The sequence below is a fragment of the Iodobacter sp. BJB302 genome (assembly GCF_002735645.1).
Lineage (GTDB): Bacteria > Pseudomonadota > Gammaproteobacteria > Burkholderiales > Chitinibacteraceae > Iodobacter.
In genome coordinates this window covers 1-15052 of the sequence record NZ_PDZG01000040.1, presented here as the reverse complement: position 1 = coordinate 15052, position 15052 = coordinate 1, and the positions used below count along the sequence as shown (strand labels likewise).

General features: G+C 50.8%; 13 protein-coding genes and 3 tRNA genes. 9 read left to right on the top strand and 7 right to left on the bottom strand.

The window, feature by feature from the left end; all coding sequences use genetic code 11:
- Nucleotide 1: 1 nt before the first annotated feature.
- The 4 genes from CSQ88_RS13530 to CSQ88_RS13520 form a co-directional block, all read right to left on the bottom strand.
- Nucleotides 2-1600 (bottom strand): NAD+ synthase, encoded by a 1599-nt coding sequence (locus CSQ88_RS13530; RefSeq protein ID WP_099398623.1) that lies wholly within the window; start codon nt 1598-1600, stop codon nt 2-4.
- A gap of 96 nt (nt 1601-1696) precedes the next feature.
- The gene (locus CSQ88_RS23010; protein ID WP_180273655.1) at nt 1697-1843 is read right to left on the bottom strand and encodes a hypothetical protein; all 147 of its coding nucleotides are present in this window, start codon (nt 1841-1843) and stop codon (nt 1697-1699) included.
- A 14-nt stretch (nt 1844-1857) separates the two neighbouring features.
- Nucleotides 1858-3282, bottom strand: coding sequence for an exodeoxyribonuclease I (sbcB, locus tag CSQ88_RS13525; RefSeq protein ID WP_099398622.1), 1425 nt, complete (start codon nt 3280-3282; stop codon nt 1858-1860).
- Between the two features lie 219 nt (nt 3283-3501).
- Nucleotides 3502-4536, bottom strand: coding sequence for a TIGR03790 family protein (locus CSQ88_RS13520; protein WP_218963088.1), 1035 nt, complete (start codon nt 4534-4536; stop codon nt 3502-3504).
- A gap of 364 nt (nt 4537-4900) precedes the next feature.
- On the opposite strand from CSQ88_RS13520, the gene CSQ88_RS23415 reads away from it, so the two are divergent.
- Entirely contained in the window at nt 4901-5482 is a 582-nt protein-coding gene (locus CSQ88_RS23415) for a DVUA0089 family protein (protein ID WP_099398621.1), read from the top strand.
- Between the two features lie 70 nt (nt 5483-5552).
- On the opposite strand, the gene CSQ88_RS13510 is transcribed toward CSQ88_RS23415, so the two are convergent.
- From CSQ88_RS13510 to CSQ88_RS13500, 3 genes are all read right to left on the bottom strand, one after another.
- Nucleotides 5553-5628 (bottom strand) — tRNA-His (locus tag CSQ88_RS13510).
- Between the two features lie 83 nt (nt 5629-5711).
- Nucleotides 5712-5788, bottom strand: a tRNA-Arg gene (locus tag CSQ88_RS13505).
- Nucleotides 5789-5870: 82 nt separating this feature from the next.
- A tRNA-Pro gene (locus CSQ88_RS13500) sits at nt 5871-5947 on the bottom strand.
- A gap of 292 nt (nt 5948-6239) precedes the next feature.
- Between CSQ88_RS13500 and folD the strand changes: the two genes are divergently transcribed.
- From folD to rsxG, 8 genes are all read left to right on the top strand, one after another.
- Nucleotides 6240-7094 (top strand): bifunctional methylenetetrahydrofolate dehydrogenase/methenyltetrahydrofolate cyclohydrolase FolD, encoded by an 855-nt coding sequence (folD, locus tag CSQ88_RS13495; RefSeq protein ID WP_099398620.1) that lies wholly within the window; start codon nt 6240-6242, stop codon nt 7092-7094.
- Nucleotides 7095-7212: 118 nt separating this feature from the next.
- Nucleotides 7213-8238, top strand: coding sequence for a quinone-dependent dihydroorotate dehydrogenase (locus CSQ88_RS13490; protein WP_099398619.1), 1026 nt, complete (start codon nt 7213-7215; stop codon nt 8236-8238).
- A gap of 268 nt (nt 8239-8506) precedes the next feature.
- Nucleotides 8507-9088 (top strand): electron transport complex subunit RsxA, encoded by a 582-nt coding sequence (gene rsxA / locus CSQ88_RS13485; protein ID WP_046351388.1) that lies wholly within the window; start codon nt 8507-8509, stop codon nt 9086-9088.
- A gap of 240 nt (nt 9089-9328) precedes the next feature.
- The gene (gene rsxB / locus CSQ88_RS13480) at nt 9329-9895 is read left to right on the top strand and encodes an electron transport complex subunit RsxB (RefSeq protein ID WP_099398618.1); all 567 of its coding nucleotides are present in this window, start codon (nt 9329-9331) and stop codon (nt 9893-9895) included.
- Nucleotides 9896-10047: 152 nt separating this feature from the next.
- Nucleotides 10048-12147 carry an electron transport complex subunit RsxC gene (gene rsxC / locus CSQ88_RS13475; RefSeq protein WP_099398617.1) on the top strand — a complete coding sequence of 700 codons (2100 nt, stop codon included), beginning with the start codon at nt 10048-10050 and terminating at the stop codon, nt 12145-12147.
- Nucleotides 12140-12535, top strand: a complete 396-nt coding sequence (locus CSQ88_RS13470; RefSeq protein WP_218963087.1) for a hypothetical protein — start codon at nt 12140-12142, stop codon at nt 12533-12535. The genes rsxC and CSQ88_RS13470 overlap by 8 nt, the downstream gene beginning before the upstream one ends.
- A gap of 247 nt (nt 12536-12782) precedes the next feature.
- On the top strand, nt 12783-13799 hold the full coding sequence (locus tag CSQ88_RS13465) for an RnfABCDGE type electron transport complex subunit D (RefSeq protein WP_099398616.1): 1017 nt from the start codon (nt 12783-12785) through the stop codon (nt 13797-13799).
- A gap of 280 nt (nt 13800-14079) precedes the next feature.
- Nucleotides 14080-14709: an electron transport complex subunit RsxG gene (gene rsxG, locus CSQ88_RS13460; RefSeq protein WP_099398615.1), complete on the top strand. Its 630-nt coding sequence runs from the start codon at nt 14080-14082 to the stop codon at nt 14707-14709.
- The last annotated feature ends 343 nt before the right edge of the window (nt 14710-15052 follow it).

Sequence of the window (15052 nt, the reverse complement as noted above, 5' to 3'; positions counted from 1 at the left end):
GCTACATCGAAAAGCGATTGGTAATCGGCATGCGCCAGTCTTTGCCGAAAGCGCGGTGGGTAATACGCGGGCCTACCGGAGCCTGACGGCGCTTGTATTCATTGATGGTGAGTAAATGCACCACGCGATCCACATCCGCCTTAGCAAAGCCTTTGGCAATAATGTCGGCACGGCTCAGGTTTTCTTCCACATAGGCTTGCAAAATCGCGTCCAGAACTTCATAAGCAGGTAATGAATCCTGATCGGTTTGATCCGGGCGAAGTTCCGCTGATGGCGGGCGGGTGATAATGCGTTCCGGAATCACTACGCCTTGCGTATTGCGCCAGCTGGATAACTGGTAAACCAGTGTTTTTGCCACGTCTTTCAGCACGGCAAAGCCACCCGCCATATCGCCATAGAGCGTAGCGTAACCGGTGGTCATTTCGGATTTATTGCCCGTGGTGAGCACCAGCTTGCCTGATTTGTTTGAAAGCGCCATCAGGAGTGTGCCACGTGCGCGGGCTTGCAGGTTTTCTTCGGTGGTATCCGCTGCCAGGCCTTCAAATTCAGCAGAAAGGCCGTTCATAAAGGCTTTGTAGATCGGCCAGATTTCGATCTCTGAATACTTGCAGCCCAGGATTTTAATCATCTCGCGCGAGTCATTCACGCTGATATCCGCGGTGTAGCGGGAGGGCATCATGACCGCATGCACCTTATCTGCACCTAAGGCATCCACAGCAATGGCGAGCGTGAGTGCAGAATCAATGCCGCCAGATAAGCCAAGCAGCACGCCAGGAAAGCGGTTTTTGCCGATATAGTCTTGTACGCCCAAAACAAGGGCCTGATAGGCGCTGGCTTCATCGCTTAAATCCGGGGTAATTTCAGCGGTTTGCAGATCACCTTTTTGATATTCAACGATTGCCACTTGCCCGCTGAATGCGGGTAGCTGTGCAACCAGTTCGCCTGATTTATTCAGGGCAAAAGACTGGCCGTCGAAAATCAGCTCATCCTGCCCGCCCACCATATTGCAATACACCATCGCCATGCCTGTTTCGTCCACACGCTGGCCGACTACTTCGCGGCGGGTGGATTGCTTGGCCTGGTTGTACGGAGATGCATTCAGTATCAGTAATAATTCAGCGCCTTCGTCATCTGCGGCTGAGGCAGGCTCTACATCCCAGATATCTTCACAAATGGCTAAGCCAATTTGCACGCCATCCTGTTCGAATACAAAGGGCGAATAGCCGGGTGAGAAATAACGTACTTCATCAAATACCTGATCATTAGGCAGCAGCAATTTGTCGTAGCGGCCTAATACATTGCCATCCCGAATCACGATGGCGCTGTTAAAACGCTCGTCGCCACTGGCGCGCGGATAGCCCAGCACCAGCGTAATGCCGTCCAGCTCGTCAATAAAGCGGCCAACACACTGGGCGCACTCGGCTAAAAAGGCCGGGCGCAGCAGCAGGTCTTCCGGTGGATAGCCGCTTAATGCCAGCTCTGGCGTGAGCAAAATATCAGCGCCTTTGGCCTTTGCCTCGGCGGCGGCCGCAAAGATTTTGGTCGTGTTGCCGGCAAGATCGCCGACGATGGAGTTGAGCTGGGCAAGGGCGATTTTCATCGGATGGGTTTCGGCTGGAAGCAAAAAACCTATTTTAAGCCAGAACGCTGCGGGAATGTACGCTGGCCTCAGTTTTATCGCTGCTCTGCAGAACGCTCAGATGATCACCTCATCCTGCCGGTAGCGGGAGACAATGCTTTGCATATCCTGCGCCATATTTTGCAGGCAGGCTGCGGTGTTTGCGGCCTCACCGGCTGCCTCGTGTTGTTGCACCTGCGTATGGTTTTCATTATGCCGGTCCAACAACCTCCCGTGGCTTATTCCTCGTCCGGCATAATGCTTTCGGCGTAATCAAAGAGCGCAGAAAGAATTTCAGCCTGCTGCTCATTGACGTTTTCCGATAGCGTATCAATTGCATCGCCAAAGGCCTCTAAGGTACGCGCACCGCCTGCGCCGTCAAATAATCTGGCCGCTCGATGCTGCTCCCAGCGGCGCAATTCGGCAGGGCTAAGGCTGTGCGGGAAGTTTCTGGCGCGGTAGCGAAAAAACACTTCTTCAAGGCGGCGGTCTTCAAAGCTCACCCGCTCTTTTGCCAGCTCTTCAGGGCTGAAGTGGCGGAGTTTGGCCAGCAGGCGCTTATCGTTATTGCCGATAAACCCGCCGTATAAATCTTCATCCACATCGGCTTGGGCATGCTCGCTGGTAAATACCTGCTGCCAGATTGCGCTCATATCGGGAGCGCTTTCGGCGATTTGGGCGTGGGCTAAGGCCTGCTCTACATCGATATTCCAGTGGGCTGCCCGCTCGCTGCTTAAGGTTTTGAGGTTGCCGATCACAATCGGGGACTTATTAATATGAATGCTTTTAACCGGCAGGCGGGTGACACCCTCGGGCAAATCAGCCGTTTTGCTGAACATGCGCAGGCGTATGGTTTCCGCATCTAAAGTGAAAATCTCGCTTGGATCAAAGGCTAAATCCCAGACTATGATTTCGTTTTTATTGCTGGGGTGCATGGCGAGAGGCCAGACCAGCGCAATGCAGCCACGCTCGGCAGAAAACATGCCGCTGATATGCAGAAATGGCTTGCTGTTAGGCAGGCCGATTTGCTCCAGCACCTTGTCTTTTTTACGAAGTGAAAAGCAAAAGTCGAATAGTTTGGGTTGTTTCTCACGGATCAGCCGTGCCAGAGCGATGGTGGCGCGTACATCAGACAGCGCATCATGAGCCGCTTCGTGGCTGATGCCGTTGGCTTGGGTGAGGTGTTCTAATTTGAAGGAAGGGCGGCCATCGTCGTGTGTGGGCCAGATGATTCCTTCAGGGCGCAGCGCATAGGTGGTGCGTACCACATCGAGTAAATCCCAGCGGCTGCAATCATTTTGCCATTCACGCGAGTAGGGCTCGATCAGATTACGCCAGAACATAAAGCGTGTGACTTCATCGTCAAAACGAATGGTGTTGTAGCCCAAAGACACGGTTTCGGGCGTGGCCAGCTCCGCCTCAATACGGGCGGCAAATTCAAATTCATCCATGCCATTTTCTAAGCAATGCTGCGGCGTAATGCCGGTCAGCAGGCAGGCTTCCGGGTCGGGCAGGTAGTCGGAGGCGGGTTTGCAGAAAATATTGAGTGGCTTGCCGATTTCATTTAACGCTGCATCGGTGCGAATGCCGGCAAATTGCGAAGGGCGATCACGGCGCGGGTTGATGCCAAAGGTTTCGTAATCGTGCCAGTAAAAGGTATGCATATAGATAAAGCCTCAAAGAATCGCTGTCCGATTATAAGGCTTTTGACTTTGCATGGCGCTGTAAACGAATACGCCACAGCGGAAGCGCCATCCCTGTGCAAAACCTGTTTTTGAAACCGCAAGTCCACAGAGAACACGGAGTTCCTCGGAGAAAAACTTGTTTGTGTTTTTCTCCGTGGCTTAAGGTTGGGGTGAGTAGCGTGACCTTACTATGGGGATTTATTGCTTGCGCGGGCTAAGGCTGCGAAACGGCGCGGCCAGCGGGTCACCAATAAATACGCCCTGAGCAGGCCATTCCACACTTTTCCAATAGGCCTCAACGGCAGAGGCTCCGGCCAGATAGTGAAAGAGCAAAACCTGCGGGTGAGGGAATTTTTGCGGATACGAATAAGGCTCGCTTACTGTGCCGTAGCTGGCGGTAGCGCCGGCTTCCAGCCATTTTAAGCTGCTCATCTGGCCGCTGTCGGTCAGCATGCCGCCATAAGAAGTCAGGTGATCGGCCAGTGCGCCGGGTAAAAATTGCAGGGTTTCCAGCTTATCAACCTTTGCCAGCCCTGTTTGATAAATCAGTACATCTTTTTTATTACTAAGGGCATCACTGGGCAGATTTTCTATTCTGACTGGCGGGTGCTGCAGGGTTTGGTTTTTGGGGAATAAGGGCGCTCTGGCGCTGCGCGTTGTATCGCTGGTTGTTAAATAATAAGCAGTGCCCCGTGGGAAATTCCCCCATGCCTCATTGCCCCGGTCAATCAACTTTTTTGCCTCTGCCAGATTATTGGCCGCTAGCATCATACTGGGCCGTATCCCCAGATCACTGAAAGGCAGGGTACTGGCGTGGTTAAAGTAAGGAGAGGCAGGCGTAGGCTTGCCACTTTCCTGGCAAAGCCCCTCTTTATATCCCAGCGTAAAGACATAGGTCATCCCAAGGCAATTGACCCGATAAGGCCTGGCCCATGCGAGCGCCAGTGCCTGAATATGCGCGGGCAGCGCTGCATCCAGCTCAGCCTTAGCCACTGCAAATTCACCTTCACTGACCCAGGTGCGATCAATCGGCAGGCTGATTTCAATAATCTGCTCCGCTTTTAAACCATGTTTTTGAACGTAATAACGGGCAATCTCGGCAGAGAGCGTATCGTTACGATTCACCACCACTGCCAGCTGGCTGGCATTGAGCTGATAAAAAGGCAATTTGGGTGGCGCGGCCCAAAGCGATGCAGAAATAAGCAAAGAAAAAAGGCCGGTCAGTGGCTTCACGATATGGGGGTCCGAATCTTTGAATGAGAGCGATGTTATGTCAGTCAAAGTTGGAATACCAGCTGCTTAAGAAAGGAATCAGTTTTAAGCCTGTGAGCGTATATGCAACAAAGACATATCATTTTTAATTTGAGGAAATGAACTGATGGTTATTTTAAATATGAATATTTATTATTTTTTACTATTAAAAAAGCAATTTTGTTGCGGATTGGTAAAAAAATAAACTTCGGAAGGACACAAATGCCCCCAATTTATTGAATGCTGAAATGCTTATATTAATGTCTTCTTATTCTTAAAAATCTATGGTTTTAACTTGTCTGTGGTAGCGTTTATTCTCTGAAAAAATATTTATGAGGGCTTTTACATGATAAAAAAACTAACGCTTGCAGTTTTACTTGTTTCTTCTGCTTCACATGCTGCTGTGTTTGACTTCAATGGCACCATTAATTTCCACAAAGATGTTGTAAAGCTCGGGTTTACCCTGAATCAGACGAATACAGACGTAAAAGTCTGGACCGATTCGTTTCGTAATGGTGTGAATTTTGATCCAATCACTGCTGTTTGGAAAAAGTTAGGTCAGGAATGGAAGTTGCTGGAACAGAATGATGATGATGGCAGCATTGCAGCCGGGCAAACCCGCTACGACTCTGGCTTGAAATTTACAAGTCTGGGCGCGGGTGATTATCTGTTTACAATTGCAACATATAATAATTCTGCAATTGGCCCGTTGCTAAGCAATGGCTTTTTATTTGATGGCCAGGCGCCGATTCGGCTTGAAGATTGGGATCAGCCGGCAAATGGTCTGAACAGAGGAAAAGAGTGGAGCGTGCACTTAAGCGGGGTAGATACCGTGACCCCGGTGCCGGAGCCAGAAACCTATGCACTGATGGGAATGGGCTTGTTAGGATTATTAGGCGCTGCCCGTCGTCGCAAAGCAGCAGCCTAAGTTTATTATCTGGTTAATAACCAGCAAAGCAAAAAGCCCAACCTTGCGGATGGGCTTTTTGCTTTCTTACTGGGGTGGCTGATGGGGCTCGAACCCACGACAACAGGAATCACAATCCTGGACTCTACCAACTGAGCTACAGCCACCGCTGAGCGGTGCGTTTAAGACTTAAAAATACTACAAGTCTGAAACAAAAAATTTGGTTCGTTTTAATAGTCGATCACACACTTGGCGCACCCGACAGGAATCGAACCTGTAACCTACGGCTTAGAAGGCCGTTGCTCTATCCAGTTGAGCTACGGGCACACTGTACAACCGTACTATAAATCTTCTTATCTGGGTGGATAAGATTTTACTTTAAAACAACTTATCGCATAAGGATAAGTTCTGGTCGGGGCGGTGGGATTCGAACTCACGACCCTCTGCTCCCAAAGCAGATGCGCTACCGGGCTGCGCTACGCCCCGAACAGAGGACGCAATATACTGTGAGGATTTTTTTGCGTCAAGCACCTTCGCGATCTTTTTTCATGATGGTGGGGAAAAAATCATGGGTTAACGGGGGTTTTTCTTACGCTACTTATTGTTTTTTAAGATGATTTTTGCCTGGAAAAATATTTTAATTCTAGACTAAATTTTTTGATATTTCTTACTTGGTTCAATGAGGCTTAGTTTGAAAAATATGCAGGAAATGTTTGGGCTGGAGGCTTTTGCATGAGAAAATGCGTTTTTTGCGATCGTTACAGCAGGAGTTTTACCCATGACAGCCCAAATTCTCGACGGAAAAATCATTTCGGCCGAAATTGTTAGTGATGTTCGTGCCAAAGTAGATGCCCGTGTGGCAAGTGGCTTGCGTGCTCCTGCACTTGCCGTAATTTTGGTTGGGGCAGATCCTGCATCCCAGGTTTATGTAGGTAATAAGAAGCGTCAGTGTGCTAATGCAGGTATTCGCTCTATTGATATCGATTTGCCAGCAGAGACTTCAGAAGCAGATTTGCTGGCTCTTGTGGCCAAGTTTAATCAGGATGATGAGATCGACGGTATCCTGGTGCAACTGCCTTTACCTAAACATATCAATGCAGAGAAAGTGATCGAGCTGATTGATCCGGTAAAAGATGTGGATGGCTTCCATCCTTATAATATTGGCCGCCTCGCTTTAAAAATGCCTTTGCTGCGCCCGTGCACCCCTCGTGGCGTGATGACTTTATTAGAGCGCACCGGTATTGATATCGTTGGTAAAGACGCTGTCATTGTGGGCGCATCTAATATCGTAGGTCGCCCGCAGGCTTTAGAGCTGTTGCTGGCGCGCGCTACCGTCACGGTCTGTCATAGCAAAACGCAAGACTTAGAAAGCAAAGTTCGCGGTGCAGATATTGTGGTGGCCGGCGTAGGCATCCCTAATTTTGTGAAGGGGGACTGGATTAAGGCGGGCGCGATTGTGATCGACGTGGGTATTAACCGCTTAGAAAATGGCAAGCTCTGTGGTGATGTTGAATTTGATGTGGCCAAAGAAAAGGCCGCATGGATTACTCCTGTGCCGGGTGGCGTGGGCCTGATGACTGTGGCTACCCTGATGCAAAACACTTTTGATGCTTGCGTCAACCGCAAGGGTTGATTGAGCATTTAGTCTTATCTGTGTAACCCTTTTCCCCTGTGTGATTGCACATTGGAAAAGGGAAGCCAGCAGCGCCTTTAGTGCAGTTTTGCCTATCAATTGCCGGATTTCCTGCCTCATGTCTTATCAGTTAGCTAAACCTTTTCTTTTTTTGCTCGACGCCGAAAAAGCGCACGCTGCAGCATTCACCGGCTTGCATGCCTTACACAGCCTGGGATTTTTGCGCACGTTTACGCCTGCGGTGCCTGAATGCCCTGTGTCTGTGATGGGGCTGGACTTCCCTAATCCTGTTGGTCTGGCCGCAGGCTTAGATAAAAATGGCGATCATATCGATGCGATGGCTGAGCTGGGCTTTGGTTTCCTGGAGATCGGAACCGTCACACCACGCCCGCAGCCGGGCAATCCCAAGCCACGCCTGTTTCGTCTGCCAGAAGCCGAGGGCATTATTAACCGTATGGGTTTTAATAATGATGGCGTGGATAAGCTGATCGAGAACGTTAAAAACAGTAATTATCAAGGCATTCTGGGCATCAATATTGGTAAAAACTTCGACACTCCGATTGAGAGTGCGGCTGATGATTATCTTATCTGCCTGGATAAAGTGTACGAACACGCCAGCTATGTCACGGTTAATATCTCCAGCCCGAATACAAAAAACTTGCGCCAGCTGCAAGGCGCGGATGAATTGGGGCGGTTACTGAAGGCTTTAAAGCAAAAGCAAACAGAACTTGCGGACCGTCATGGCCGCTATGTACCCCTTGCCCTCAAAATAGCGCCCGATTTAGACAGCAATCAGGTGCAGGATATTGCCGAGCGCCTCGTGGCCAGCGGCATTGATGCCGTGATTGCCAGCAACACCACCTTATCCAGGGTGGGTGTAGAGCACTTAAAACACGGCAATGAAGCGGGCGGTTTGTCGGGCTCGCCGGTCAGGGCCAAATCAACCAAGGTGATCCGTGATCTGGCTGAGGCACTGGATGGTGCTTTGCCTATTATTGGTGTGGGTGGGATTTTCAAGGGCGAGCACGCGGCTGAGAAAATCCGTGCGGGTGCCAGCCTCGTGCAAGTGTACAGCGGCCTGATTTACGAAGGCCCGCAGATGGTCAGTGATTGTGTCGAGGCGATTGCGGCTCTTACGGCTTGATGAATTAAAAGCGTAAATGGTGAGGGCTTTGAAGCTGCCATAAATTGGCAGGCGGGAAAAAGCCACTGCTGGAAGCCCGCCTGATCAGAAAGCTTTACTGCGGTTTATCCATCATCCTGCCTATTTAAGTAAAAAAGCCGGATTTTTTGCACCCGTGGTACCTGCTGCGAAAGCGTTTTTTAAGCGATCTGGGGCGGATAGCCGCTCCAATGGCGTGTGTACTTAAGCAGATTGGATTTTCACCCGCTCTGCGGAAGGATTTTAAATCATGGATTTTCAACACTACCTGCTGCTGCTTTTGGGCGCGGTGCTGGTTAATAATGCGGTGCTGGTGCGTATTTTGGGCTTATGTCCGTTTATGGGCGTGTCTAAAAAGCTGGAAGCATCGATCGGCATGGGCCTTGCCACGGCTTTTGTGCTGACGCTGGCCTCAGGCACCTCGTGGATGATCGATCAGATCCTGATCTTCTGGCAGCTGGAATACCTGCGCACGCTGGCTTTTATTGTGGTGATTGCCGCGATTGTGCAATTTACTGAAATGTTTATTCATAAAGCCAGCCCTGTGTTGTATCAGGCGCTGGGCATTTATCTGCCGCTGATCACCACCAATTGCGCGGTATTGGGCGTGCCTTTGATCAGCTCTGCGCAAAAATATAATTTTGTCGAATCGCTATTATTTGGCTTTGGCTCGGCAGTGGGTTTTAGTTTGGTGCTGATCCTGTTTGCCGCCATGCGCGAAAGGCTGGAAGGCGCGGATATCCCTGAATTCTTTAAAGGCACACCGGTGGCTTTTATCACCGCAGGGCTGATGAGCTTAGCGTTTATGGGGTTTGCTGGCTTGGTCCGGTAAAACCCAAATCTTTAACCACGGAGAGCACGGAGGACACAGAGTTACACGGAGAAAACCAATACGATATCAAGACCTGATGAAGGTATTACATGGGAATGGATTTGTTTTTCAATCTACGCCTTCTTCGGGAGATCCTTTGTTTATTATCACACCATTCATTCCTAGGTTTCCTCCGTGTTCTCTGTGTCCTCCGTGGTTCAAGATTTGGGTTTGTGATCTGTAATCATTATTAGGAAAGCTATGTCTTTTTTACTGGCCATTTTGTTAATGGCTGTTCTTGCTTTGGTGCTGGGTGCGGTGCTGGGCTTTGCTGCGATCAAGTTCAAGGTGGATGAAGATCCGCTGGTGGATAAGATCGACGCCATCCTGCCGCAAACTCAGTGTGGCCAGTGTGGTTTCCCTGGCTGTAAGCCCTATGCCACGGCGATTGCCAATGAAGAAGCCGATATCAACTGCTGCCCGCCAGGGGGTGAGGATGGCATTCGTAAACTGGCCGATTTGCTGGGCAAAGAATTTAAGCCGCTTAATGCAGAGAATGGCGTAGAAAAACCCAAATCCGTAGCGCTGATTGATGAAGCCGTTTGCATCGGTTGTACGCTCTGTATTCAGGCCTGCCCTGTGGATGCCATTGTGGGTGCGGCCAAGCAGCTGCATACCGTGATTGCGGCTGAATGCACAGGTTGTGAGCTATGCGTAGCGCCTTGTCCGGTGGATTGCATTGATATTGTTCCGCTTGGTACCACAGTGAATAACTGGCGCTGGCGCTATCCTGTTATCCCCATTAAGTTACACTCGGATGCTTCATAAATGGTCACCCGTCCTCACTTGTCCTTTGTGCGTACTGGGGCGTTTTACTCAGTCGGGCGTATGAATCACTACGCCGCTCCTTCACAAAATCCCCATTACGAACAAATTCCTGCGCGATCATCGTGCGAATTTATGAAACATCCGAGTGGCTCATGACCAGGCAAATCATCACCTTTCACGGCGGTGTACATCCGCCCGAACATAAAGCCGAATCCAGCCATTATCCGATCAGAACAGCAGCACTACCTGCACGGCTGATTTTATCCCTGCAACAAAGCATAGGCAGCGCCGCCAAGCCCGTGGTTAAAGCCGGGGAACAAGTCGCTAAGGGCCAGCTGATTGCTGCGGCAGACGGCATGATCTCGGCCGCTTTACACGCGCCGACTTCGGGGCGGATTGAAGCGATAGAGTTGCAGCCGGTGGCCCATCCTTCGGGCTTAAGCGATAACTGCATTGTGCTGATCCCCGATGGCCAGGATCAGTGGCAGGAGCGCCCGCTGTTTGACTGGCGCAATGCAGAGCCCAATGCGGTGCGCACTTACTTGCGCGATATGGGCGTGGTGGGTCTGGGCGGCGCGGTGTTTCCATCGCATCTTAAATTAAGCAGCAATTTAGATGGAAAAAAGCCACTCGATACCCTGATTATTAATGGCGCAGAGTGCGAGCCGTATATCACTTGTGATGACAGGCTGATGCAGGAGCGCGCTGCCGAAATCATCGCCGGTATTTTGATGGTGCAGTCTTTGCTCAATGCGAAGCAGGTGTTGATTGGTATTGAAGACAATAAACCTGAAGCTGCAGCAGCGCTGCGGGACGCGATTAAAGCCAGCCGCAGCCAGGCTGTTGCAGCTATTGAAGTGGTGCAAGTGCCTACGCTTTATCCATCGGGAGGTGCTAAACAGTTAATCAAGTTATTGTGCAATATCGAAGTGCCAAGCGGCATGCGCTCTACAGACTTGGGCGTGCAGTGCTTTAACGTGGCTACCATCCACAGTATTTACTGCGCGCTGGCCCATGCCGAGCCGGTGATTCGCCGTGTGGTAACGATTACCGGCAATGTAGAGCGCCCAGGCAATTACGAGGCGCTGATTGGTACGCCGCTGGCAGAGCTATTAAAAGCTGCGGGAGATAAAGGCAGCAGCGGTTATATCTATGGCGGCCCGATGATGGGCTTTGAGCTGCCGTCTTTAGCCGTGGGGCTGAGCAAGGCGGGCAATTGTGTAATCGCCAAAACGCCTGCAGATTTCCCCGCGCCACCGCGCGAAATGCCCTGTATTCGTTGCAGCAAATGCGCCGAAGCCTGCCCTGCCGAACTGCAGCCTATGGATTTATTCTGGTTTGCTAAAAGCAAAAACTTTGGTAAAGCGCAGGAGCGCAATCTGTTTGATTGCATCGAATGCGGCGCTTGCGCCTATGTTTGCCCCAGTAATATCCGCCTCGTGGATTACTACCGCTTTGCAAAATCTGAAATTTGGGCCGCTGAAAAAACCAAACAGGCCGCTGATTTAGCGCGCGAGCGTTTCGAATTCAGAGAGTTCAGGGCTGAGCGCGAGAAACAAGAAAAAGCCGAACGCTTGGCCGCTAAAGCGACACAAAAACTAGCGCAAGCGGTGGAATCAGATGATCCGGAAGACGCCGCCATCCGCGCAGCCAAAATTAAAGCGGCGATGGCTAAGGCCGCGGTGGCCAGCGAAGCGCCTGTAAGTGACAGTACAGCTACACCAGAAGCGGATCAGGCCGAGCAATTAGCGGCTGAGAAAAAAGCCAAAATTGCCGCTGCAATGGCCAGAGCAGCCGCGAAAAAAGCCGAGGCCGAAGCCGCTGCACCGGCGGTGCGCAGCGAAGCGCAGCCTGTGGCACCATCACAAACCCTGCCTGCCAGCAGCCTGGATAAAACTGACCGCACCAAAGAAATCCTGGATAAGCGGCGGGAAGAGCGTGCCCGTATTGCCGCGATGAGCCCGGAAGAGCGCAGTGCGTGGGAAGCGGCCAAGCAAGCCGAAATCGCCGAAGCCAAAGCCGCTGCTGCATTAAGAAAAGCAGAAAGCGCTGTGCCTGCAGAAGTGCCAGCGCCTTCTCTGGACGAAGAAAAAGCCGTCAAAATTCGGGCCGCTATGGCCAAAAGAGATGCAGAAAAAGCCCGGCTTGCCGCAATGAGCCCTGAGGAAAAAGCAGCACTGGCCGCAGAGCGCCAGGCGCGTATTGATGCAGCGATGGCGGCAAAAGCAGCTAAGGCGGCGAAAGATGAATGATCTTGAGGCAATGCGAAAGCAATATCATTTACGCTCATCAGAGCAGGGCTTAAAGGCCTGGGACGTGCACCGGCTGATTAAGCTGAGCGTAAAGTTTGCCGAGATCAGCGTGCCGCTGGAGCAGATTGCTGAGTTAGATCAGAGCTATTGGTTTGATGAGGGCGGAGCCGCGCCCACTTGCCGGGCTATTTCTGAGCACGCCAAATTAATCAATGAAACCGATCTGCGCTTCCCTATTATTTTGTCGCAAAACGGCAGGGTAATGGACGGCATGCACCGGGTGGCTAAAGCCTTAATGCTGGGCATGGCAGAAATTAAGGCCGTACAGTTCAGCCAGGACCCGGAGCCCGATTTTATCGGCATCGATGCGGATGATTTGCCTTATTAGCAGGTGTGATGCGAATAAAACCCACGTCTTGAAACACGGAGGGCACAGAGAACACGGAGTTTCACGGAGAAAAGCATTTGTTAAAAATCTTTTTGTGCTTTGAATATTTTCAGAGCTATAAGGTGCGAACAAACGCTAGTTTTCTACTTATGATTTCTCCGTGTTCTGTTTTTAAACTCTGTGTTCTCCGTGTCTACAGATTTTAGGTTTTTCTGGCGTACCTGAGTTTTTACTTTTTTGGAATCAAATGAACACATCGCCGTTTTTTATTAAACCGACGCCGCTGCAAGTTGTCATGCTTAAAGTGGCGGCGGCTTTGTTGCCGGGGATTATTGCGCTGACCTGGGCTTTTGGCGTGGGCGTGCTGGTGCAAATTACGCTGGCTCTTGGCACAGCTTTGCTGGCCGAGGCGGCTTGTTTAAAGCTGCGTAACTATCCGGTTAAACCATTTATCAGCGATGGCTCGGCAGCGGTGACTGCGGTTTTGCTGGCGCTTTCTATGCCGCCTCTCGCCCCTTGGTGGATGGTGGTGCTGGCCACTTTAATTGCCATTTGCTTAGCCAAGCATCTCTATGGCGGCCTGGGGCAGAATCCGTTTAACCCGGCCATGGTGGGTTTTGCGGTGATGATCGTGTCTTTCCCCGCGCAAATGTCGCGCTGGGCAGCACCTTTGCCGCTGGATATGCCGCATCTGGACAGCTTGGCTCAGATCTTCACCATTTTTAGCGGCCAGCTGCCACAGGCTTTTGACGCCATGGCTTCGGCTACACCGCTCGATACGGTTAAAACGGCGCTCCTTCAGCAACATGCTTTAAGCGATATTTTTCAGCAGCCTATTTTTGGTGCGGTAGCAGGGGTCGGCAGCGAATGGGCCGCGGCGGGATTTTTGCTGGGGGGGCTGTATTTGCTCTGGTCTAAGCTGATCCCATGGCAAATTCCGGTGGGTTTTCTCGGCGCATTTATGCTGACCGCCACATTGTTTTACGGGGTGGACCCCGCCCATTACAGCCCGCCCTGGTTTCATCTGTTTAGCGGCGCGGCCATCTTGGGGGCATTTTTTATTGTGAGCGACCCTGTTACCGCGCCAACCACACCACGCGGCAGGCTGATTTTTGCCGCTTTGGCGGGCGTGCTGACTTATATGATCCGTGTGTTTGGTGCTTATCCGGATGGTGTGGCGTTTGCAGTATTGATCATGAATATCGCTACGCCCTTTATCGACCAATACACCCAACCCCCAGTCTTTGGGCGTAAAGCGAAATAAACAAACCCAAATCTTGAACCACGGAGAGCACGGAGAAAATCGATTCCTTGAGTTAACACAAGAGTTAATGCCAATTGCATTCCTTCTGTGTTTAAACGGCGAGTTTCTTTAATGAAACTGACTGTTATGAATATGATTTGTTTTTCTCCGTGAAACTCCGTGTTCTCCTTTTCCTCCGTGGTTCAATGTGTGGGTTTTATAATTTTCGCTGTGTTAGTGGTCTGTAAGAGTTAAGTGTTTCAAGATTTGGGTTGCGCTTGTAGATATTTTGGAGAATTAAATGAAAACCATGTTTGCCAATGGGGTGCGAGGTGCGGCGACGCTGTTTTTGTTTGCGGTGGTGTTTACGGCCTTAATGGCAGGCACTTATCAGCTGGCCCGCAAGAAAGTCTTGTTTAATGAAGAAAAAGCCAAAGTGGCGCTGATTGCCCAGGTGTTGCCCGCCAAAAGCTTTGATAACAATCTGCTGAAAGACGCCCACGCCTTGTCGGCAGCGGATGGCAAAGCTTTGGGTAACGATGGCGATAGCTCTTTTTATCTGGCAAAAAAAGCCGGTAAAACCGTCGCTGCCGTATTTGAAGCCACTGCACCAGATGGCTATGCAGGCAAGATCAAATTGCTGGTGGGCGTGGATATTGATGGCCAGGTGCTGGGCGTGCGGGTTGTGGCGCATAAAGAAACACCGGGCTTAGGGGACTATATCGATGCGGCTAAATCGTCTTGGATAGAGCAATTTAAAGGCAAAGAGCTGACCGCCCAAAATGCAGCGGCATGGAAAGTTAAAAAAGACGGCGGTGGTTTTGATTACATGGCCGGCGCCACCATCAGCCCGCGCGCGGTGACTGCAGCAGTAAAACGAGTATTGGAATACGTGGCCAGCAAGCCGCAGCTTTGGAGTGCGGTGAATTAAAAAAATATGTAGGCACAGAGTCCCCAAAAAGAAAATATTAAGTTTGGCCGTTGAAGTTTATCTCTTGCTAAATCTTGAACCACAGAGGGCACAGAGAGCACAGAGTTTCACAGAGGAAATTCAAAACAGAGCTTAGGTTTTCTCTGTGGAACGTAAGCGCCTAGCCCTCCCATCTAAACGCCCTTTCCTTTTTTCGTCATGCTGAGGTTTTTATCAAGGAGGATTTATGGGGGATTTGCAGACGCGGCGCGGGGAGTGGCTACTGCGCGTGGCTCAGTGGCGGGAGAGCGGCTTGTCGCAAAGTGCTTTTTGTCGATTGCACCACCTCAAACTGGCGACGCTT